This is a genomic window from Atlantibacter sp. MEI4A-1023 (genome assembly GCF_056155425.1).
Map to the genome: position 1 here is coordinate 3346340 of NZ_CM149568.1, position 22663 is coordinate 3369002.

19 protein-coding genes are annotated in these 22663 nt (G+C 54.6%); 10 read left to right on the top strand and 9 right to left on the bottom strand.

The window, feature by feature from the left end:
* Positions 1-113: 113 nt before the first annotated feature.
* The gene (gene bamC / locus ACVV26_RS15960) at positions 114-1148 is read right to left on the bottom strand and encodes an outer membrane protein assembly factor BamC (protein ID WP_474798196.1); all 1035 of its coding nucleotides are present in this window, start codon (positions 1146-1148) and stop codon (positions 114-116) included.
* Positions 1149-1164: 16 nt separating this feature from the next.
* Positions 1165-2043 carry a 4-hydroxy-tetrahydrodipicolinate synthase gene (dapA, locus tag ACVV26_RS15965; protein WP_312982955.1) on the bottom strand — a complete coding sequence of 293 codons (879 nt, stop codon included), beginning with the start codon at positions 2041-2043 and terminating at the stop codon, positions 1165-1167.
* Between the two features lie 145 nt (positions 2044-2188).
* Between dapA and ACVV26_RS15970 the strand changes: the two genes are divergently transcribed.
* Together ACVV26_RS15970 and bcp are read left to right on the top strand one after the other, a co-directional pair.
* Positions 2189-2761: a glycine cleavage system transcriptional repressor gene (locus ACVV26_RS15970; protein WP_312982954.1), complete on the top strand. Its 573-nt coding sequence runs from the start codon at positions 2189-2191 to the stop codon at positions 2759-2761.
* Positions 2761-3231: a thioredoxin-dependent thiol peroxidase gene (gene bcp, locus ACVV26_RS15975; protein WP_312982953.1), complete on the top strand. Its 471-nt coding sequence runs from the start codon at positions 2761-2763 to the stop codon at positions 3229-3231. Before ACVV26_RS15970 ends, bcp begins: the two co-directional genes overlap by 1 nt.
* A gap of 48 nt (positions 3232-3279) precedes the next feature.
* Here the strand turns inward: bcp and ACVV26_RS15980 are convergent, their stop codons facing one another.
* Positions 3280-4347 (bottom strand): AI-2E family transporter, encoded by a 1068-nt coding sequence (locus ACVV26_RS15980; protein ID WP_474798197.1) that lies wholly within the window; start codon positions 4345-4347, stop codon positions 3280-3282.
* Positions 4348-4558: 211 nt separating this feature from the next.
* Here ACVV26_RS15980 and bepA point away from each other — a divergent pair, with 211 nt between their 5' ends.
* Both bepA and arsC read left to right on the top strand, forming a co-directional pair.
* Entirely contained in the window at positions 4559-6022 is a 1464-nt protein-coding gene (bepA, locus tag ACVV26_RS15985) for a beta-barrel assembly-enhancing protease (RefSeq protein ID WP_474798198.1), read from the top strand.
* 11 nt (positions 6023-6033) lie between these two features.
* Positions 6034-6390 (top strand): arsenate reductase (glutaredoxin), encoded by a 357-nt coding sequence (gene arsC / locus ACVV26_RS15990; protein WP_474798199.1) that lies wholly within the window; start codon positions 6034-6036, stop codon positions 6388-6390.
* A gap of 32 nt (positions 6391-6422) precedes the next feature.
* On the opposite strand, the gene ACVV26_RS15995 is transcribed toward arsC, so the two are convergent.
* The 3 genes from ACVV26_RS15995 to upp all read right to left on the bottom strand — a co-directional run bounded on the left by ACVV26_RS15995 (position 6423) and on the right by upp (position 9241).
* A complete protein-coding gene (locus ACVV26_RS15995; protein ID WP_312983004.1) occupies positions 6423-7124 on the bottom strand; it encodes a DnaA inactivator Hda in 702 nt (233 codons plus the stop codon).
* Between the two features lie 97 nt (positions 7125-7221).
* Entirely contained in the window at positions 7222-8508 is a 1287-nt protein-coding gene (gene uraA, locus ACVV26_RS16000; RefSeq protein WP_312982949.1) for a uracil permease, read from the bottom strand.
* A gap of 106 nt (positions 8509-8614) precedes the next feature.
* Entirely contained in the window at positions 8615-9241 is a 627-nt protein-coding gene (upp, locus tag ACVV26_RS16005) for a uracil phosphoribosyltransferase (protein ID WP_312982948.1), read from the bottom strand.
* Positions 9242-9464: 223 nt separating this feature from the next.
* On the opposite strand from upp, the gene purM reads away from it, so the two are divergent.
* The 4 genes from purM (at position 9465) to ppx (ending at position 14978) form a co-directional block, all read left to right on the top strand.
* Positions 9465-10502, top strand: a complete 1038-nt coding sequence (purM, locus tag ACVV26_RS16010) for a phosphoribosylformylglycinamidine cyclo-ligase (RefSeq protein ID WP_474798201.1) — start codon at positions 9465-9467, stop codon at positions 10500-10502.
* Entirely contained in the window at positions 10502-11143 is a 642-nt protein-coding gene (gene purN, locus ACVV26_RS16015) for a phosphoribosylglycinamide formyltransferase (protein WP_474798202.1), read from the top strand. Before purM ends, purN begins: the two co-directional genes overlap by 1 nt.
* Positions 11144-11366: 223 nt before the next feature.
* Positions 11367-13427 carry a polyphosphate kinase 1 gene (gene ppk1 / locus ACVV26_RS16020; protein ID WP_312982945.1) on the top strand — a complete coding sequence of 687 codons (2061 nt, stop codon included), beginning with the start codon at positions 11367-11369 and terminating at the stop codon, positions 13425-13427.
* 3 nt (positions 13428-13430) lie between these two features.
* Positions 13431-14978, top strand: a complete 1548-nt coding sequence (ppx, locus tag ACVV26_RS16025; protein WP_312982944.1) for an exopolyphosphatase — start codon at positions 13431-13433, stop codon at positions 14976-14978.
* Here the strand turns inward: ppx and ACVV26_RS16030 are convergent.
* Positions 14975-17212 (bottom strand): EAL domain-containing protein, encoded by a 2238-nt coding sequence (locus ACVV26_RS16030; protein WP_474798203.1) that lies wholly within the window; start codon positions 17210-17212, stop codon positions 14975-14977. The genes ppx and ACVV26_RS16030 overlap by 4 nt on opposite strands.
* A gap of 352 nt (positions 17213-17564) precedes the next feature.
* On the opposite strand from ACVV26_RS16030, the gene ACVV26_RS16035 reads away from it, so the two are divergent.
* Positions 17565-17756: a YfgG family protein gene (locus ACVV26_RS16035; protein ID WP_312982942.1), complete on the top strand. Its 192-nt coding sequence runs from the start codon at positions 17565-17567 to the stop codon at positions 17754-17756.
* A gap of 238 nt (positions 17757-17994) precedes the next feature.
* Here ACVV26_RS16035 and guaA read toward each other — a convergent pair whose 3' ends face one another.
* Positions 17995-19572 (bottom strand): glutamine-hydrolyzing GMP synthase, encoded by a 1578-nt coding sequence (gene guaA / locus ACVV26_RS16040; RefSeq protein WP_474798204.1) that lies wholly within the window; start codon positions 19570-19572, stop codon positions 17995-17997.
* 68 nt (positions 19573-19640) lie between these two features.
* Positions 19641-21107, bottom strand: coding sequence for an IMP dehydrogenase (gene guaB, locus ACVV26_RS16045; protein ID WP_125294129.1), 1467 nt, complete (start codon positions 21105-21107; stop codon positions 19641-19643).
* A 169-nt stretch (positions 21108-21276) separates the two neighbouring features.
* Between guaB and xseA the strand changes: the two genes are divergently transcribed.
* Positions 21277-22659, top strand: coding sequence for an exodeoxyribonuclease VII large subunit (gene xseA / locus ACVV26_RS16050; protein WP_474798206.1), 1383 nt, complete (start codon positions 21277-21279; stop codon positions 22657-22659).
* Positions 22660-22663: the final 4 nt, after the last annotated feature.

Below are 22663 nucleotides of genomic sequence, written 5' to 3' on the forward strand. Positions count from 1 at the left end.
ATTACTCCAGGTGTGATGATTCAAAGGTTTTACGCAAAAAATGGGGTGTTTCCGGTGACGCACACGATTGCGTCTGTTCAATAAAAAAAGGCCGGAGTGATCCGGCCCTGGTATTACTTGCTGAATGCGGCCTGGAATACGGCCACCAGCGCATCGTTTTGCGACTGGGTCAGCGTATGTCCTTTCGGATCGATAAATTGCAGGCTGCTGCGGTTATCCAGATCGCCGACCTGAAGTTTGTAATCGCCGCTGCTCAGGCCCGGATCGCGTGCGCCCAGTGCCTGCCAGTCGCCGTCAGACAACGGTTTGTAGGTTAACGCTACGCTACCGGTTGAACGGGTGGAGTCCGTCACCTTCATACCCACTTTTTCGAGGGTTGCAGGCAGGCGGTTCCATACCACGCTGAACGGCGCGCGTACCACCAGCATTGGCAAACCGGTGTCATCGGCAGCGCTTTGCACGTCAATCTGGCTGGTGCTGCGGTTATCTGCCGCGTTCTGGTTAGCCGTTTGGGTTTTATCCAGCGACGAGGCGATGCTGTTAAGCATTTCCGCGCTATAGCGCTGGAGCGAAGCCGAGTCGGCGACAGGTTTACCGCCCTGCTCCAGATTAACCAGTTTCACCACCAGCGCCTGCTGGTAGCCCTGCGGCTGAACGGTGATCTGATAACGGCCACGGTATTGCTGATCTTCATCCGCGCGGTTCCACTGCACCCAGTCGGTGCTGAGGGTCTGGGCGGCATCGTCGCGTTTAGTGATCGCATAGCTATGAGACTGGACTGCGCTTACTACCTGCGGCCAGAGCGAACCGCTGCGGCCGTTTTCCAGCAGCAGCGTGGCGGTATCCCCGGTGAACTGCGTGCGTGCGCCAGTCACCAGAGCCAGCGGCTGTGCTGGCGGACGAATATCCAGTTCTTTACCGACCCGACCGCTGCCGTTGGTCACAGGAATGTTATAGTCGCCGTTTTCAACCGGCAGAATTAACCCCGCCGGGGCATGAAGTTCCGCCAGCGGCGCGGCATCCAGATAAGACTCATCCCCGCTCACCTGGCGCTTATAGCGCGAATCGGAACTACAGGCGGCGAGCAGCATCACCAGTGATACGGTTGCTACTTTCGCCACACGCGACTTCTGTACTGAGTAAGCCATCAAATCTCCCTAAACTTTACAGCAGACCAGCATGCTTAAGCGCGCCCGCAACCTCGTCACGACCGTGGTCGGTGATCGGGGTCATCGGCAAGCGTAGCGTATCGGTCGCCACAAGTCCCAACGCCTTACATGCCCATTTGGCCGGGATCGGGTTGGGTTCAACAAATAGTTTATGATGCAGCGGCATCAAACGCTGGTTAATCACGCGAGCTTCACGGTACTGGCCGGCTGCGGCAAGTTTGCACATTTCAGCCATGTCACGCGCGGCAACGTTAGCAGTAACCGAAATCACGCCATGACCGCCCAGTTGCATAAAGTCCAGCGCGCTGGCGTCATCGCCGCTCACCAGAATAAAGTCGTCTGAAACCAGCTCTTTGATCTGGTTAACCCGCGTTAAGTTCCCTGTCGCTTCTTTAATACCGACAATATTTTTAACTTTCGAGAGTCTGCCTACCGTTTCCGGCAGCATGTCACAGCCGGTACGAGACGGCACATTATACAGGATCTGCGGCAAATCGGTGTGTTCAGCGATGGCTTTGAAATGCTGGAACAAACCTTCCTGGGTAGGACGGTTGTAGTACGGCGTCACGGTCAGGCAGCCAACAATGCCGCTGTCGTTGAAACGCTGCGTCAGGCTAATGGCCTCTGAGGTCGCGTTTGCACCGGTACCAGCGATCACCGGGATACGGCCGTCAGCCAGTTCGAGCGTCATCATCACAACGTCGCCATGCTCGTCATGGCTCAGGGTTGCGGACTCGCCGGTAGTCCCTACAGAAACAATCGCCGAGGTTCCGCTGGCGACATGGTAATCAATCAGTTTTTTCAGGCTCGACCGACAGATATTACCTTTGAGATCCATCGGTGTAATCAGCGCGACAATACTTCCCGTGAACATGGGCCATCCTCTGTGCAAACAAGAAACTCAATGGTACGTTTGCTGCCAATATAAAAGCAAGCGCACAAGGGCGTCCAGGTTGTTGTATGGCGGTTTTTTTTATGGTTTCCTTATAATTATTCACAGAGGCACAGGAAGAATCCGTTTGGCACTCTCATCACAACACTATCTTGTCATTACCGCGCTGGGCGCTGACCGCTCGGGTATCGTGAATACCATTACCCGCCATGTCAGCAGCTGCGGCTGTAACATTGAAGACAGCCGGCTGGCGATGCTGGGTGACGAGTTCACGTTTATTATGCTGCTTTCCGGGAGCTGGAACGCGATCACGCTGATTGAATCCACGCTGCCGCTCAAAGGCGCGGAGCTTGATTTACTGATTGTGATGAAACGCACCACCGCCCGTCCGCGCCAGGCGATGCCCGCTACCGTATGGGTGCAGGTGGAAGTGGAAGACTCCCCGCATCTGATTGAACGATTCACCGCGCTGCTGGACGCGCACAATCTCAATATCGCCGAACTGGTGTCGCGCACCCAACCTGCCGATAACGGTAAAAGCGCCCAGCTGTATATTCAAATGACCGCCCACAGCCCCGCGCTGGATAATGCGACAATAATCGAGCAAGCGTTCAAGGCTCTCTGTACAGAACTGAATGCGCAAGGCAGTATTAACGTCGTTAACTATCAACAGCAAGATGAACAGGACGGAGTGTCGTAATGAACCCACTGAAAGCCGGAGAGAACGCACCAAAATTTAGCTTGCCCGATCAGGACGGTGAACAAGTAAATTTGACCGACTTCCAGGGACAGCGTGTTCTGGTTTACTTTTACCCGAAGGCCATGACGCCTGGTTGTACCGTGCAAGCTTGCGGGCTGCGCGACAACATGGACGATTTGAAAAAAGCCGGTGTTGAAGTATTAGGGATCAGCACCGATAAACCCGAGAAACTCTCGCGTTTCGCAGAAAAAGAGTTGCTTAATTTCACCCTGCTTTCCGATGAAGACCATCAGGTTTGCGAACAGTTTGGCGTATGGGGCGAAAAATCATTTATGGGGAAAACCTATGACGGTATTCACCGCATTAGTTTTCTGCTGGACGGCAACGGCGTCGTTGAACACGTGTTTGACGATTTCAAAACCAGCAACCACCACGATGTGGTCTTAGCCTGGCTGAACGAAAACCGTTAAATGCCTTTGATGTAAAAAGCCGACGCGATGTCGGCTTTTTTGTCTGCGTTACGGTTTATCTTCAACCGACAACCCATCCGGCCAGGCATGAACCACGGCCTTAATCAACGTCGCCAGCGGGATAGCAAAGAATACGCCCCAGAATCCCCATAGCCCGCCGAAAATCACCACCGACAGAATAATCACCAGCGGATGCAGGTTTACGGCTTCCGAGAACAACACCGGCACCAGCAGGTTGCCGTCCAGCGCCTGGATAATCAGGTACACCGCGAAGCAGCTCCAGAACTCGGTGCCCAGCCCAAACTGGAACAGCGCCACGCAGATGACCGGGATAGTCACCACAAACGCGCCGATATAGGGGATCAAGACTGATAACCCAACAAGCACTGCCAGCAGTAGCGAGTAGTTCAGTCCAAAGATGCGAAAGCCAATCCAGGTAGCGACACCGACCACGACCATTTCCAGCACTTTGCCGCGAATATAGTTGGTGATCTGCTGGTTCATTTCAGTCCAGACCTGGCCCGCCAGCCCGCGATTGCGCGGTAAAACCCGGCGCACCGCATTGAGCATCTGCTCTTTGTCTTTCACCAGGAAAAACACCATCAGCGGCACCAGGATCAGGTAAATAGCGAGGGTTAATAACCCCACCAGCGACGCCAGCGAGAATTTCACCACCGAATCACCGACCACGGTCATGCGGGCGCGCATATTTTCCGCCATGGCGTCGATAATCCCCGCGTCCATCAAGGCCGGGTAGCGTTTCGGCAGGGTAGCGGCAAAATCTGAGAGCTTATTCAGCATCCCCGGCATATCGCGGATTAAATAAATCCCCTGTTGCCAGGCCACCGGGATCACCACAAACGCCATCACCAGCACGATGCCGATAAACAGCACCAGCACCAGCGTTGCCGCCAGGGTGCGAGAACAGCCGATGCGCTCAAGGCGTACCGTGGGCCACTCCAGCAAAAACGCCAGCACGATAGCCACCAGCAGCGGGGCTAACAGGCTGTGAAAAAAGAACAGGATGCAGAAACCCGCAACCAGAATGACCAGCAGCGCTATCGCTTCCGGGTCGGAAAACCGGCGGCGATACCACTGCATTAACATATCGAGCATCTTTCTTTCCCTGAGGTACCAGCTAAAGCGCTATTCGGATTGTATCTAAACGAAACAAAAAAAGAGCCCATTTTTTCTGGCCCCCTCAAGACAATCGCATTCAGGCTAACTAAGATATCTTTTCCTCGCTCAGACGGCCTTTTGCTCTGCAATGAACAAAGCGGCGTCGCGCAGGTCAAAATCAGAGATTCCAGACAGACAGGACGTGGTTATGTTCAGGCAGTTGAAAAAGACACTGGTTGCAACGCTCATTACCGCCATGGTGGCGGGCTCACTGGTTCCCGCATTCGCGCATAGCGCCACTGAACTCCCCGATATGGGCACTTCGGCGGGCAGTACGCTCTCCATTGGGCAAGAGTTGCAGATGGGCGATTACTATGTGCGCCAGCTGCGCGGTAGTGCGCCGCTAATCAACGATCCGCTGTTAGTGCAATATATCAACGGGCTGGGGATGCGCCTGGTCGCCCATGCGGACTCGGTACGCACGCCGTTTCATTTCTTTTTGATCAATAACGACGAAATCAACGCCTTCGCCTTTTTCGGCGGCAACGTGGTACTGCATACCGCGCTGTTCCGCTACGCCGATAATGAAAGCCAACTGGCATCGGTGATGGCGCACGAAATTTCTCACGTCACCCAGCGACATCTGGCGCGCGCGATGGAAGATCAAAAGCGCAATGCACCGCTGACCTGGGTGGGCGCGCTGGGCTCGATTCTGCTCGCTATGGCCAGCCCGCAAGCCGGTATGGCGGCGCTGACCGGTACCCTTGCCGGTACTCAGCAGGGCGTGATCAGTTTTACCCAGCAAAACGAACAGGAAGCGGACCGCATCGGCATTCAGGTGTTGCAGCGTTCCGGCTTCGACCCTCAGGCGATGCCGACATTTCTGGAGAAACTGCTCGATCAAGCGCGCTACTCCTCGCGCCCGCCGGAAATTTTGCTGACGCACCCGCTGCCGGAAAGCCGTTTATCCGATGCGCGTAACCGCGCCAACCAGATGCGTCCGGTGGTGGCGCAGTCGTCGGAAGATTTCTATATGGCGAAAGCGCGTACCCTGGGGATGTACAACTCCGGGCGCAATCAGCTCACCAGTGATATTCTCGATGCCTGGTCGAAGGGCAACATTCGTGAACAACATGCCGCTGCCTATGGCAAAGCGTTGCAGGCGATGGTGGCGAAAAACTTCGCCGAAGCGCGCACGCTGTTGCAGCCGCTGATTACCGCCCAACCCGGAAATCCGTGGTATCTGGATCTCTCAACCGATATCGACTTAGGGCTGAATAAAGCCAACGATGCGGTTAATCGCCTGAAAAATGCCCCGGATCTGAAAAATAATCCGGTGCTGCAATTGAACCTGGCGAACGCCTGGCTTGAAGCGAAACAGCCAGGTGAATCGGTGAAAATCCTTAACCGCTATACCTTCTCCCATCCCGATGACTCCAACGGCTGGGATCTGCTGGCACAGGCGCAGGCTGCGCTCGGCAACCGCGACCAGGAACTGGCGGCTCGCGCGGAAGTCATGGCGCTGCTGGGCAGGCTCGATCAGTCTATTTCGCTGTTAAGCAGCGCCAGTTCGCAAGTGAAAGTCGGCAGCCTGCAACAGGCGCGCTACGATGCGCGTATCGATCAGTTCCGCCAGTTGCAGATGCGATTCCGCCCCTATGAGAAAATGTAAAAGGAGAAAGAATGTCTCGTAAGGTCACGATTTACCATAACCCCCGCTGTTCCAAGAGCCGCGAAACGCTGAATTTACTGAAAGATAACAGCGTTGAGCCGGAGGTGGTGCTGTATCTGGAAACGCCACCGGACGCGGAAACGATCAAACAGCTGCTTAAGCAACTGGGATACAGCAGTGCACGTCACTTGATGCGCCAGAAAGAAGAGATTTATAGCGAGTTGAAACTCGGCGATCCGGCACTGACGGAAGAACAGCTTATCGCCGCGATGGTTGAAAACCCGAAACTGATTGAGCGCCCGATTGTGGTGACTAACGGGAATGCCCGTATTGGCCGCCCGCCGGAGTCGGTGCTGGAAATCCTTTAACACGCCTTAACCGCAGGCGCGGCAGCCTGCGGTTACAGTCCGAGAATATCTTTCACAAACGGAATCGTTAATTTGCGCTGCGCGGTAATTGAGGCGCGATCCAGCTGATCCAGCGTCATAAACAGCGTGCGCATCTCGCGATCGAGCCGCTTGAGTAAAAAACGCCCCACATCTTCCGGCAGTTCAAACCCGCGCTGGCGCGCCCGCAGCTGTAGCGCCAGCAGTTTATCGTCATCCGACAGCGGCTGAAGCTTGTAAATTTGCCCCCAGTCGAGGCGGGAGGCTAAATCAGCAAGCTGGAGATTAAGCTGGCGCGGCGGTCTGTCGCCGGTGATCAACAATCGCGTTTTGCCGGATTCCAGAATGCGGTTATAGAGATTAAAAATCGCCATTTCCCACAGCTCATCGCCCGCTATGCATTCAATATTATCAATGCACACCAGCGACAATTGTTCCATGCCATCAAGCACTTCAGGGACAAACCAAGTGCGTTTATCGAGAGGAACATAGCCTACCGCATCGCCACGCGCCGAGAGTTCTGCGCACGCCGCATGCAGCAGGTGGCTGCGCCCTGCCCCTTCGCGAGACCAGATGTAGATATAACCGCTGTGCTCCTGACGTAACACGTTTTGCAGCGCGGCTAATAAAGAAGGGTTATCACCCGGCCAGAAACTTGCGAAAGTTTCATCATCGGGTAGATAGAGTGGCAAAGAGAGCTGTGCCGGTGTGTTCAGAGAGACCTCAACCAGTGCCTGAGTAAAATCGCGCTGAGTTTATCACAGAAAAGGCCGCGTATTGAACCGGGCGGCAGATCCGCCCGGTTTACCAGGATCAGGAGGCTTTTTCCTGATCTTCCGCGTCCAGCACCACTTCTTCCGGGCGCAGTACGCTGATTAATTTGAAAATCAGGCTCAGCAGCACACCGACAATGGTCGCCAGCGCCATGCCTTTCAGCTCCGCCGCGCCAACATGCACTTTCGCGCCGCTGACGCCGATGATCAGGATCACCGAGGTGAGGATCAGATTTTGCGCTTTGCTGTAATCCACTTTGGAGTCGATCAGTACGCGAATACCGGACGCGCCGATCACCCCGTACAGCAGCAGCGACACGCCGCCCATCACCGGAACCGGGATAATCTGGATCGCCGCCGCCAGTTTACCGACGCAGGAGAGCAGAATCGCGATAATCGCCGCGCCGCCGATAACCCAGGTACTGTAAACGCGGGTAATCGCCATTACGCCGATGTTTTCACCGTAGGTGGTGTTCGGCGTGGAGCCGAAGAAACCGGAAATCATGGTGGAGAAACCGTTGGCGAACATGGAGCGATGCAGGCCCGGATCGCGAATCAGGTCTTTCTTGACGATATTGGCCGTTACCACCAGGTGCCCGACGTGTTCGGCAATCACCACCAGCGCCGCAGGCAGGATAGTGAAAATAGCGAACCACTCGAAGCGCGGGGTGTAGAAGGTTGGCAGCGCGAACCAGTGCGCGTCTTTAATTGGCGTGATATCAACCACGCCCATGATGAAGGAGAGCGCGTAACCCGCCAGCACGCCGATCAGGATCGGGATAATCGCCAGGAAGCCGCGGAACAGTACCGAGCCAAATACCGTCACGCCCAGCGTTACCAGCGAAATGATAATGGTGGTGGAATCCGGCATCTGCCCTTCCGCTGGCAGCAGGCCCGCCATATTGGCCGCCACGCCCGCCAGTTCCAGACCGATAACCGCCACAATCGCGCCCATCGCCGCAGGCGGGAACATCACGTCCAGCCAGCCAGTCCCGGCTTTTTTGACAATCAACGCCACCAGGCAGAACAGCGCACCGCAGACGATAAAGCCGCCCAGCGCCAGTTCATAACCCAACGGCAGCAGTAACAACACCGGAGAGATAAACGCAAAGCTCGACCCAAGATAGGCCGGGATTTTGCCCTTACAGATAAACAGATACAGCAGGGTCCCGATACCGTTAAACAGCAGTACAGTGGCCGGGTTGATATGAAACAGGATTGGCACCAGCACGGTTGCGCCAAACATGGCGAACAAGTGCTGCAAACTAAGCGGGATGGTTTGAAGCAGCGGTGGTCTTTCGCTTACCCCGATAGCACGGCGCGTCATAGTGTTTTCCTCTGAGTGTTGTTGTAATGATTTATGAAATAACGATTACTGATGAATAACCCAAAAAAAAGCCGACTATCGAAGTCGGCTTTTTTAATGAGTTCATTTATTTAGTACCAAAAATCTTGTCGCCGGCATCGCCGAGGCCCGGAATGATGTATCCGTGCTCGTTCAATCCCTTGTCGATAGACGCAGTGTACAACTCCACGTCCGGGTGCGCTTTCTCCAGCGCGGCGATACCTTCCGGCGCGGCAACCAGTACCAGTACTTTAATGCTGTGGCAGCCGGCGTTTTTCAGCAGGTCGATAGTGGCGATCATTGAGCCGCCGGTCGCCAGCATCGGGTCAACCACCAGCGCCATACGCTCGTCGATGTTGGAAACCAGCTTCTGGAAGTAAGGAACCGGCTCCAGCGTCTCTTCGTTACGGTAGATGCCTACCACGCTGATACGCGCGCTCGGTACGTGCTCCAGTACGCCTTCCATCATGCCCAAACCGGCACGCAGGATCGGCACCACGGTAATTTTTTTGCCTTTGATTTGTTCGACTTCTACCGGGCCGTTCCAGCCTTCGATAACCACTCTCTCGGTTTCGAGGTCGGAAGTCGCTTCATAGGTCAGCAGGCTGCCCACTTCCGAGGCCAGTTCACGAAAGCGCTTGGTGCTAATATCATTTTCACGCATCAGCCCGAGCTTGTGTTTGACGAGTGGGTGTTTCACTTCCACGATCTTCATACTCTTTCTCCCCAGAAAGGTGGCAGCCACAAAAAAAATCGCCGGATTATACCGCTTTTTCGCCGCTGCGCCATATCTAATGGTCATGATCGGGATCAACCGAACTGAAATCAGTCTATGCCATAAGATTTTAAATGCGCTAAATAAGAGGCTCGCAAACGTTTGCCTGCACTGTTAGAATTGCCGCGTTTTCTTACTACCGCAACCGCGTGGGGATTGTGCAGTGACCGATAAAACCTCTCTCAGCTATAAAGATGCCGGCGTTGATATTGATGCAGGTAATGCTCTGGTCGACCGTATTAAAGGCGTCGTGAAAAAAACTCGCCGCCCTGAAGTCATGGGCGGACTGGGCGGATTCGGCGCATTGTGCGCGTTGCCGCAGAAATATCGCGAGCCGGTTCTGGTATCGGGCACCGACGGCGTCGGCACCAAGCTGCGTCTGGCAATGGATTTAAAACGTCACGACACCATCGGCATCGATTTGGTCGCCATGTGCGTTAACGACCTGGTGGTACAGGGCGCAGAACCGCTGTTCTTCCTGGACTACTACGCCACCGGCAAACTGGATGTGGATACCGCAGCCAGCGTCATTACCGGCATCGCCGAAGGCTGTTTACAGTCCGGCTGTGCGCTGGTTGGCGGCGAAACGGCGGAAATGCCGGGTATGTATCACGGCGAAGATTACGACGTAGCGGGTTTCTGCGTGGGTGTGGTCGAGAAGTCAGAGATTATCGACGGTTCCAAAGTGGCCGATGGCGATGTGCTGATTGCGCTGGCTTCCAGCGGTCCACACTCCAACGGCTATTCCCTGGTGCGCAAAATCGTTGAAGTCAGCGGCTGCGACCCGCTAACCACGCAGCTGGAAGGCAAATCGCTGGCGGATCACTTGCTGGCCCCGACGCGCATTTATGTGAAATCTATCCTGGAGCTGATCGAGCAGGCTGATGTCCATGCTATCGCCCACCTGACCGGCGGCGGCTTCTGGGAAAACATTCCGCGCGTGCTGCCGGACAACACCCAGGCCGTAATCGACGAATCCTCCTGGCAGTGGCCTGCGGTATTTGACTGGATGCAGAAAGCAGGCAACGTCAGCAAACACGAGATGTATCGCACATTTAACTGCGGCGTCGGAATGGTTATCGCGCTGCCTGCGAGCGAGTCCGAAAAAGCGATTTCTTTACTCAATGCGCGTGGCGAAAAGGCATGGAAAATCGGTATCATCAAGGCTTCTGATTCCGAACAACGCGTGGTTATTGAGTAATGAAACACATTGTGGTGCTGATTTCTGGCAACGGAAGCAACTTGCAGGCCATTATCGACGCCTGCCAACAGAAGAAGATCAACGGCACCATTAGCGCGGTATTCAGCAATAAGGCCGACGCGCTCGGCCTTGAACGCGCCAGAGAGGCGGGCATTCCCGCCCATGCGCTCACGGCCAGCCAGTTCGCCAGCCGCGAAGCGTTCGACCGCGAATTGATGCTGGAAATCGACGCTTACGCCCCGGATCTGGTGGTGCTGGCTGGCTACATGCGCATTCTGAGCCCGGCGTTTGTAGCGCATTACCGTGGAAGGCTGATCAACATCCACCCTTCCCTGCTACCGAAATATCCCGGCCTGCATACCCATCAACAGGTGCTCGAAAACGGCGACGAAGAGCACGGCACTTCCGTGCATTTCGTGACCGACGAGCTGGACGGCGGACCGGTGATTTTGCAGGCGACCGTGCCGGTTTTCGAAGGCGATAATGAAGATGACGTGACGGCCCGGGTGCAGGCCCAGGAGCACGCCATTTATCCGTTGGTGGTCAGTTGGTTTATGGAAGGCCGCCTGACGATGCACGGCAACGAAGCCTGGCTCGACGGCAAACCGCTGCCCGCCCAGGGCTATGCGTCCGAAGAGTAAATGCTTCACGCGTTAAACAACGATCAGGCCTGGTAGATACCGGGCCTGTTTTGTTTTCGGCCTATGCCAAATAAATGAAACAAAAAAGTCACTTAGCGCCGCCACGCTCATGTAGCTGTCATACTTTTGTGGCATCGTTGGACATCGCGGGTCTTCGCTCGCCATAATAGTATCGAGACGGATTTTCCACGTCCCGAGTGAGATAACCGGAGTGTCAGTAGTCATGGGTCAGGAAAAACTATACATCGAGAAAGAGCTCAGTTGGCTGTCATTCAATGAGCGTGTGCTGCAGGAAGCTGCGGATAAAAGCAACCCGCTGATCGAGCGGATGCGTTTTCTGGGGATTTATTCCAATAATCTTGATGAGTTTTATAAGGTTCGCTTCGCCGAACTCAAACGCCGCATTTTGATCAGCGAGGAGCAAGGTATCACCTCGCATTCCCGCCATTTGCTGGGCAAGATCCAGTCGCGGGTCCTCAAAGCCGATCAGGAATTTGACGGGTTATATAACGATCTGCTGCTGGAAATGGCGCGTAACCAAATCTTCCTGATCAACGAACGCCAGCTTTCACAAAACCAGCAGGGCTGGTTGCGCCACTATTTCAAACACTATCTGCGCCAGCACATTACGCCAATTTTGCTGTATCGCGACACCGACCTGGTGCAGTTTTTAAAAGATGATTACACCTATCTGGCGGTAGAGATCATTCGCGGCGATGAAATTCGCTACGCGCTGCTGGAAATCCCGTCCGATAAAGTGCCGCGCTTCGTAAACCTGCCGCCGGAAACGCCGCGCCGCCGCAAGCCGATGATCCTGCTGGATAATATCCTGCGCTTCTGCCTGGACGATATTTTTAAAGGTTTCTTCGATTACGATGCGCTCAACGCCTATTCGATGAAAATGACTCGCGACGCCGAATACGACCTGGTGCATGAGATGGAATCCAGCCTGCTGGAACTGATGTCTTCCAGCCTGAAACAGCGTCTGACGGCAGAGCCGGTGCGCTTTGTCTACCAGCGCGACATGCCCGACGCCATGGTGGAAATGCTGCGCCAGAAATTATCGATTTCGCGCTATGACTCTATCGTACCCGGTGGCCGTTACCACAACTTCAAAGACTTCATCAGCTTCCCGAACGTGGGCAAAGCCAATCTGGTGAACAAGCCGCTGCCGCGTCTGCGCCATGTCTGGTTTGATAAATTCCGCAACGGCTTCGATGCGATCCGCGAGCGCGATGTGCTGCTTTACTACCCTTACCACACTTTTGAGCACGTGCTGGAACTGCTGCGCCAGGCCTCGTTTGACCCAAGCGTGCTGGCGATAAAAATCAATATTTACCGCGTGGCCAAAGATTCGCGCATTATCGACGCGATGATCCACGCGGCGCATAACGGTAAAAAAGTCACCGTGGTGGTGGAGTTACAGGCGCGTTTTGACGAAGAAGCCAACATCCACTGGGCGAAACGCCTGACGGAAGCGGGCGTACATGTGATCTTCTCCGCGCCAGGCCTGAAAATCCACGCCAAACTGTTCCTGATCTCCCGTAAAGAGGGCGAGGACGTAGTGCGTTATGCGCATATCGGCACCGGTAACTTTAACGAAAAGACCGCCCGGATCTATACCGATTACTCGTTACTGACCGCCGATGCGCGCATAACCAACGAAGTACGCCGGGTATTCAACTTTATTGAAAACCCATACCGCCCGGTGACATTTGATTATCTGTTGGTTTCACCGCAGAACTCGCGGCGCCTGCTGTATGAAATGATCGACAAAGAAATTGCCAATGCCCAGAACGGCCTGCCTTCCGGCATCACCCTGAAGCTAAACAACCTGGTCGATAAAGGCCTGGTGGACCGCCTGTATGCGGCGTCCAGTTCCGGCGTACCGGTGAACCTGCTGATTCGCGGCATGTGCTCGCTGATCCCCCAACTGGAGGGCATCAGCGATAACGTCAAAGTCATCAGCATCGTTGACCGTTACCTGGAGCATGACCGGGTTTACGTATTTGAAAACGGCGGCGATACAAAAGTTTTCCTCTCTTCCGCAGACTGGATGACCCGTAATATCGATTACCGTATTGAAGTGGCGACGCCGCTGCTTGACCCACGTCTTAAGCAGCGCATTCTCGATATCCTTGATTTGCTGTTCAACGATACGGTAAAAGCACGCTACATGGATAAAGAACTCAGTAACCGCTATGTTCCGCGCGGCAATCGCCGTAAACTGCGCGCCCAGCTAGCGATTTACGAATACATCAAATCACTCGAACAGCCAGAATAATCTATGCCGATAACTCAAAACGCTCCCCGACCGCAGGAGTTCGCTGCGGTCGATCTTGGCTCCAACAGCTTCCATATGGTGATCGCCCGCGTGGTGGATGGTGCCATGCAGATCATTGGCCGGCTTAAACAGCGCGTCCACCTGGCGGATGGTCTGGATGAAAACAATATCCTTAGCGAAGAGGCCATGGAGCGCGGCCTGACCTGTCTGTCGCTGTTCGCGGAACGTTTACAGGGTTTCTCTGCGGAGAACGTCTGTATTGTGGGTACGCATACGCTACGCCAGGCGCAAAACGCCGCGGATTTTCTTAAGCGCGCCAAAGAGGTGATCCCCTATCCAATTGAGATTATTTCCGGCAATGAAGAAGCGCGTCTGATTTTTATGGGCGTGGAACATACCCAGCCGGAAAAAGGCCGCAAGCTGGTGATCGACATCGGTGGCGGATCGACCGAACTGGTGATTGGCGAAGATTTCGAGCCCAGGCTGGTGGAAAGCCGCCGTATGGGCTGCGTAAGCTTTGCGCAAATGTTCTTTCCTGGCCGCGTCATTAGCCCGGAAAACTTCCACCGTGCGCGGCTGGCAGCGGTGCAAAAACTGGAAAACCTGGCCTGGCAGTTCCGCATTCAGGGCTGGAACGTGGCGCTTGGGGCCTCCGGCTCGATTAAAGCCTCTCACGAAGTGTTGCTGGCGATGGGTGAAAAAGATGGCCTGATCACCCCGGAGCGTTTGGAAATGCTGTGTGCCGAGGTGCTGAAGCATAAATCCTTTGACGCACTGAGCCTGCCGGGCCTGTCGGAAGAACGCAAGACGGTGTTTGTGCCAGGCCTGGCGATTCTGTGCGGCGTGTTTGATGCGCTGGGGATCCGCGAGCTACGTCTTTCCGATGGCGCGCTACGTGAGGGCGTGCTGTATGAAATGGAAGGCCGTTTCCGCCATCAGGATATCCGTAGCCGTACCGCGCAAAGCCTGGCGAACCAATACCATATCGATCGCGATCAGGCACATCGGGTGCTGGATACCATCACGCTGATGTACGATCAGTGGCAGGCGCAGCAGCCTAAGCTTGCCGACCCGCAGCTCTCGGCATTGTTGAAATGGGCGGCGCTGCTGCATGAGGTAGGCCTGAGCATCAACCACAGCGGGCTACATCGTCACTCCGCCTATATTTTGCAGCACAGCGATCTGCCGGGCTTCAACCAGGAACAGCAGATGCTAATGGCGACGCTGGTCCGCTATCACCGTAAAGGCATCAAACTGGATGAACTGCCGCGCTTTGCGTTGTTTAAGAAAAAGCAGTATTTACCGCTGATCCAACTGTTTCGGTTAGGCGTTTTGCTCAATAACCAACGCCAGTCGACAACCACCCCGCCGACGCTGGTGCTGGAAACCGACGACAACCACTGGACATTGCGCTTCCCAAACGGCTGGTTTAGCCAGAACGCGCTGGTGTTGCTGGACCTGGAGCGCGAGCAGCAGTACTGGGAATCCGTTACCGGGTGGAAATTGCTGATTGAAGAAGAACAGATCTCTGACGCGGCGGCAAACGGCTAACCCCCGTTTGCTTGCCCGTTGACCAGGCTTTCAATCGGCTGCGGTTTGCCAATTAAATATCCCTGCTGGTAATCAATACCCAGTGTCAGCAGGGCTTCTCTCACTTCTTCGCTCTCCACATACTCTGCCACTACCTGCATATTTTTCATCCGCGCCAGATTACAAATCGATGCCACAATCTGGTAATCCATACTGCTGGACAACAAATTACGGACAAAGCTGCCGTCGATTTTCAAAATGTCTGCGGTAACGTTTTTAAACCGCGCATAGCTGGCGTAGCCGGTGCCGAAGTCGTCAATGGCGATACGGCAACCGAGGTTGCGTAATGCGGTCAGCGTGAGGTTGACCTGCTCAATATTCGACAGCGACTGGCTTTCGGTCACCTCAAAGATAAGCTGCCAGGGTTCTACCTGGTATTTCGCCAGCATCGTTTTAACTTCACCGGCAAACGGCACCCGGCAGACAGAAGACGGCGTTAAGTTTATGGCAAAGCGAAAGCCGGGCAGCAAGGCGCGATGCTGGTCAATAAAACGTAATGTCTTTTCCAGTACCCATAGGTCAATCCGTGACGATAAACCAAACTCATGCGCCACCGGTAAAAATTCCCCGGGCATAAAGGTGTTGCCGTTTTCATCCAGCATCCGCAGCAGCACTTCGTAATAGCAATCGCCGCGCACACCGTCCACGCGTTGGATCATCAAGGAAAAACGATCGTTATCCAGCGCCATCTGAAGACGGTTCATCATCTCGACTTTGATTTTCACCGCGCGCTGTAATTGATTACCACCACGGCGCTGTAGGCTTTCGGGATGATGGGTGGAGAGTGATAAATCTGCAATGGAGCTCATTTCACCCAGCAGGATATGTAAATGATTAACTGGCGAGCGCAGAAAACAATAGCTTATCCCCACCTGCGGCTGGATCGGCATGCCATCCCAGATGAGACGGAACGCGTTAACTTTTTCATGCAGGATGGCGATGCGCTCCTCATGATTATGCGTGCTTAACCGAATGACTAAATCATGCCCCGATAGCTGATACGTAAGCTCGTCTTCGTTTAATACCTCTCTGAGCCAGGCGGCGAGCTGCTGTTTATAGTGAATACGCAAACTCACCCCATAATGCCGCCCCAGCAACTCCAGTTCCGGCACCCGTAAAAAACACAGCATCGACCACGGATAATTGGCCAGATCGTGATTCAATGCCCGCAGGTTAGGCATATGGACTAGCGGATCGATAAACGCCAGACGGCGGCCGCGGTTATGGATATTCCGCTGCCAGGTCGCTACCTTGCCCATCACCATAATCGTCAGCGAATAGACAAAGTAACAGGATGAACTGATCACAATTTGCAGTTCATATTCCGGCGAGGTGGGTAAATAACGTTCGTAATAGTGGCAAAGCAGAAGCAGTACCAGGCTCCAGACGAGGGTAATAAACAGATAACCGAATCGAATCGCGCCCCACAGCATGACTGGCAGCAGTAAAGAGAGCGTATAGCTGGTGGTAAAGATGGAATTGTTGTCTTTTTCGGGCGCAGACAGAAGCAGAGAAACCAGACCAATCATCACGCAAAACCAGATAATGACTTCTGTCCGTTTTACGCGCGCATCGCATTGGCGTTTCATTTGCGAATACCAGGCGCGCAGATAGCGTGGATGGCGCAGAGTACGAATCGCTAAATAGCACAGCGGCGCGCCCGTCAGGCAGCCGACCAATACCCCCTGGTAATTTACCAACGCACGAATATTAAAGGGGTTTTCGCCTACCAAATTGGCCGTCTTATCATAAAGGCCGAAAAAGTTGGCGAACTGATAGAACATCATAAACACCGAGGCATTGCAGAATACCAGCCAGAACAGACGCTGAATATTCACATTGCCATTTCCATACGAGATGGCGAAACGGCGTGTCTCAAAAATGCGATAGCCGCCCCAACTGATAAGGGTGGACAGCAAAAAATGAAAGGTTGTGACGGACAGATCCTGTAAGCCGACGTTGTGGTGGTAGTTAATCACAATCGCCAGAATCAATCCCGGTATCGCCGCCCAGCCGAAAAACAACATCAGGGTAATCATTAACGCCAGCGGCAAAAAATAGAGTACCACGATGCCCTCGCCTATCTGCGCATGTGTATTCGCTAACCGGGCGACAGGGAGCAATAGCAGAGGGAGAAACAGCGGTAAACACCACCATTTGTCTTTATAACGTTGATACCAGGTTAACAGGTGCATAGATGCCCGAAAAACGCTCCCATAATCCGAAGGGAAAAGAAGGCAGGCATCCAACCAACCGTTAACACTGCGCGCTGATTTTAGTGCGGGCAGAAGAGACGCAAATTTTAGTTAGGTTAAAAAACTGAAAATTGACGTGAGTCAAATGACAGGAAAAAGTCCATTCAGAGCGTAAGTATTTTTTAGGAATGAGTCACTTATGATACACACGGTAAATATAATTATCACATAAATAACCAAGGTTAATCATAATGTCATAATTTTTACATGATGAATAATTGACCTCTTCTCGCGGCTATGACTTAATAAGCCTGTCGCCCGCGGTTGACGGGTAAACCTAAAGGAAAATGGCGTGAGTCAGGCCACCAGTATGCGAAACCGACACCGATTCAATAATCGAATGACTCGCATTATCTTGCTAATTAGCTTCTTGTTCCTCTTTGGCCGCTTCGTTTACTCCGCTATCGGCGCCTGGTACCACCATCAGGACAAAATCGAAACTCAGCAAATCAGCCTGAGCATTGATACCCCACATCAGCGCTAAATCACTTTTTGTGTGCCATCTGGCAAACAATACGTGGCTTCTGCGTCAGAAGATCACGCCGCTTGCCTGGCGAACTATACCCGGAACATACTGCCAATCCAGCCGGACGGCGGGTAACAGGGTGCTACGACGCTTACGCACCGGTAAACCCAAAAAGAATCGGGTAGGAAATCCTACCCGATAGACAACGACTGGCGGTATTTTTCAATGGCAGGCTCTGCGCATGCCATGAAAAAACTTATTCCCACTCGATGGTCGCTGGCGGCTTACCGCTGATGTCATACACCACGCGGGAAATGCCATTCACTTCATTGATAATGCGGTTCGACACGCGGCCCAGGAAGTCGTAAGGCAGGTGCGCCCAGTGCGCGGTCATAAAGTCGATGGTTTCCACCGCACGCAGTGACACAACCCAGTCGTATTTACGACCATCGCCCATCACGCCTACCGAACGCACCGGCAGGAACACGGTGAACGCCTGGCTCACTTTGTCGTACAGATCCGCTTTACGCAGCTCTTCGATAAATATCGCATCGGCGCGACGCAGCAAATCGCAGTACTCTTTCTTCACTTCGCCGAGTACACGCACGCCAAGGCCTGGGCCCGGGAACGGATGACGGTACAACATGTCGAACGGCAGGCCCAGCTCAAGACCGATTTTGCGCACTTCGTCTTTGAACAGCTCTTTCAGCGGCTCAACGAGGCCCATCTTCATCTCTTTCGGCAAGCCGCCCACGTTGTGGTGCGATTTGATAACGTGCGCTTTACCGGTCGCTGAAGCGGCGGATTCAATGACGTCAGGATAAATAGTCCCCTGCGCCAGCCACTTCACGTCTTCCAGTCTCAACGCTTCTTCGTCAAACACTTCTACGAACACGCGGCCAATGATTTTACGTTTGGCTTCCGGATCGTTCTCCCCTGCCAGCGCTTCCAGGAAACGAGCTTCTGCCGGAACGTGAACGATGTTCAGGCCGAAATGGTCGCCGAACATGTCCATCACCTGCTCGGCTTCATTCAGGCGCAGCAGGCCGTTATCAACGAAGACGCAGGTCAGGCGGTCGCCAATGGCGCGGTGCAGCAGCATGGCAGTAACGGAAGAATCCACACCGCCGGACAGGCCAAGGATCACTTTATCATTGCCAACCTGCTGGCGAATGCGTTCTACCGCGTCGTCGATGATTTTCGCCGGTGTCCACAGCGCTTCGCACTGGCAGATGTCACGCACAAAGCGTTCTAACATACGCAGGCCCTGGCGGGTGTGGGTCACTTCCGGGTGGAACTGTACACCGTAAAAACGTTTTTCTTCGTTGGCCATAATGGCAAACGGGCAGGTTTCGGTGCTGGCGACGGTCACAAAATCAGCCGGGATGGCGGTAACTTTGTCGCCGTGGCTCATCCACACGTCCAGCAGCGGTTTACCCTCTGCGCTCAGGGCATCTTCGATGCCGCGAACCAGGGCGCTGTCGGTTTTAACTTCAACCTGCGCATAGCCGAATTCACGCTCATCGGAACCCTGAACATGGCCGCCAAGCTGCATTGCCATGGTCTGCATACCGTAGCAAACGCCCAGAACCGGAACGCCTGCCTCGAACACGTATTGCGGCGCGCGCGGGCTGTTGTGCTCGGTGGTGCTTTCCGGGCCGCCGGAAAGAATGATGCCGTTAGGATTAAATTCGCGAATCTGTGCTTCAGTAACATCCCATGCCCACAGCTCGCAATACACGCCCAGCTCACGCACGCGACGCGCTACCAGTTGAGTATATTGAGAACCGAAATCGAGGATGAGAATGCGATGTTGATGAATATTGTCTGTCATTGACGCTTAGTCCGAGGCAAGTGAAACAGATTAAATAAATCGCCCGACGCGAGGTCGGGCGAAGAAAATCAGGAGCCCATACGGTAGTTCGGGGACTCTTTGGTAATGGTCACGTCGTGTACGTGACTTTCCTGGATACCCGCACCGCTGATGCGTACAAACTCTGCTTTGGTACGCAGCGCGTCGATAGTACCACAGCCGGTCAGCCCCATACAGGAACGCAGGCCGCCCATTTGCTGGTGGATAATCTCTTTCAGGCGGCCTTTGTACGCCACACGGCCTTCGATACCTTCCGGCACCAGTTTGTCGGCGGCGTTGTCGCTCTGGAAGTAGCGGTCAGAAGAGCCTTTGGACATCGCGCCCAGGGAGCCCATCCCGCGGTAGGATTTATAAGAACGGCCCTGGTAGAGTTCGATTTCGCCCGGGGATTCTTCGGTGCCTGCCAGCATGGAGCCGACCATCACCGCGCTTGCGCCAGCGGCAATGGCTTTTGCGATGTCGCCGGAGAAACGGATACCGCCATCGGCGATAACCGGAATACCGGTGCCTTCCAGCGCTTCGACCGCGTCAGCCACCGCGGTGATTTGCGGAACGCCCACGCCGGTCACGATACGGGTAGTACAGATTGAGCCAGGACCGATACCCACTTTCACCGCGCTCACGCCGGCTTCTGCCAGCGCGCGTGCGCCCGCCGCCGTCGCCACGTTACCGCCGATGATTTGCAGATCCGGGTATTTAGCACGGGTTTCGCGGATGCGCTGCAACACGCCTTCGGAATGACCGTGAGAGGAGTCGATCAGCAGTACGTCTACGCCAGCGGCAACCAGCGCGTCGATGCGCTCTTCGTTGCCCGCGCCAGCGCCTACTGCCGCGCCTACGCGCAGACGGCCCTGCTCGTCTTTACAGGAGTTCGGTTTACGCTCTGCTTTCTGGAAGTCTTTTACGGTGATCATGCCGCGCAGATGGAAGCTGCCGTCTACGACCAGCGCTTTTTCAACGCGTTTTTCGTGCATTTTCGCCAGCACGACGTCGCGTGATTCGCCTTCGCGTACGGTGACCAGACGCTCTTTCGGCGTCATGTAAACGCTGACCGGCTGGCTCAGATCGGTAACGAAACGCACGTCACGACCGGTGACGATGCCGACCAGCTCGTTGTCGGCGGTGACGACCGGATAACCGGCGAAGCCATTACGTTCGGTTAATTCTTTCACTTCACGCAGCGTGGTGGTCGGCAGCACGGTCTGCGGGTCGGTCACAACGCCACTTTCGTGTTTTTTAACGCGCTTAACCTCTTCAGCCTGGCGTTCAATCGACATGTTTTTGTGAATGAAGCCAAGACCGCCTTCCTGCGCCAGCGCGATGGCCAGGCGAGCCTCAGTCACGGTGTCCATTGCTGCGGAGAGCATAGGAATATTCAGGCGGATGGTTTTGGTTAACTGCGTGCTCAGATCGGCAGTATTCGGCAGAACGGTAGAGTGAGCGGGAACGAGGAGAACGTCGTCAAACGTCAGTGCTTCTTTAGCGATACGTAGCATGGGCAATATCTCAACCTGGGTGAATGAGAACAGATAAAATATTGCCGCGGCATTATACAGAGCGTAACCGTTTGCATCTAGCATTTTTTAATAAAAATACTTGCTATCGTCTCTGGCCGCGTTACTATCGATTGAATAACCTGCTGATTTAGAATTTGATCCAGCTCACATGTCGCTAAGCCAATCCACCGCAATTTATACTGTCAGCCGATTAAACCAGACCGTCCGGATGCTGCTTGAACAGCAAATGGGCCAGGTGTGGATCAGCGGTGAAATTTCTAACTTCACCCAACCTGCGTCCGGTCACTGGTACTTTACGCTGAAAGATGACGGCGCCCAGGTGCGTTGCGCGATGTTCCGCAACAGCAACCGCCGCGTTACGTTCCGTCCTCAGCACGGGCAACAGGTGCTGGTTCGCGCTAATATCACGCTCTATGAGCCGCGCGGCGACTATCAAATTATCGTTGAAAGCATGCAGCCTGCGGGTGTGGGCCTGCTGCAACAACAGTTTGAACAGCTTAAGCAAAAACTTTCTCAGGAAGGGCTATTTGACGCCCAACACAAACAGCCCCTGCCCTCTCCGGCGCACCAGATCGGCGTGATCACGTCGAAAACCGGCGCGGCGCTGCACGATATTTTGCATGTGCTGCAACGGCGCGATCCGTCGCTGCCGGTGGTGATTTACCCCACTGTAGTACAAGGCGACGATGCCCCGGCGCAAATCGTGCGCGCCATTGAGCTTGCTAACCAGCGTGCGGAGTGTGACGTGCTGATCGTCGGGCGCGGGGGCGGCTCGCTGGAGGATTTGTGGAGTTTTAACGATGAGCGCGTGGCGCGGGCGATTTTCGCCAGCCGCATTCCCATCGTCAGCGCCGTCGGTCACGAAACCGATGTGACCATCGCCGATTTTATTGCCGACTTACGCGCGCCGACGCCGTCGGCGGCAGCGGAAGTCGTTAGCCGCAACCAGCAGGAGCTGCTGCGGCAAATTCAGGGCCAGCAGCAGCGCCTGGAAATGGCGATGGATTATTTCTTCGCGAATCTTCAGCAACGCTTTACCCGGCTTCACCATCGTCTGCAACAGCAGCATCCGCAACTGCGTCTGGCGCGCCAGCAAACCACGCTGGAACGCCTGCGCCAGCGGCTGAACAATGCCGTTGAAAACCGGCTGCGCCAGGGAACGCAACAGCAGCAGCGCGTGACGCAACGCCTGTATCAACAGCAGCCCCAGGGGCGCATCCATCGCGCGCAAACCCGTATTCAGCAACTGGAATATCGGCTGTCGCAGGTGATTACCGCGCGGTTAGGCGGCACCAAACAGCGCTTCGGCACCGCGATTGCGCAACTCGAAGCCGTCAGCCCGCTGGCTACGCTGGCACGCGGCTACAGCGTAACCACCGCCACCGACGGCAAAGTGCTGAAGAAAACTAAACAGGTGAAAGCGGGCGACGTGCTGACTACGCGGGTGGAAGATGGCCTGGTTGAAAGCCAGGTGACCGGCATTCAGCCGGTTAAAACGTCGCGTAAGCGCAAAACCCCTACCAAAGACTAAGCCG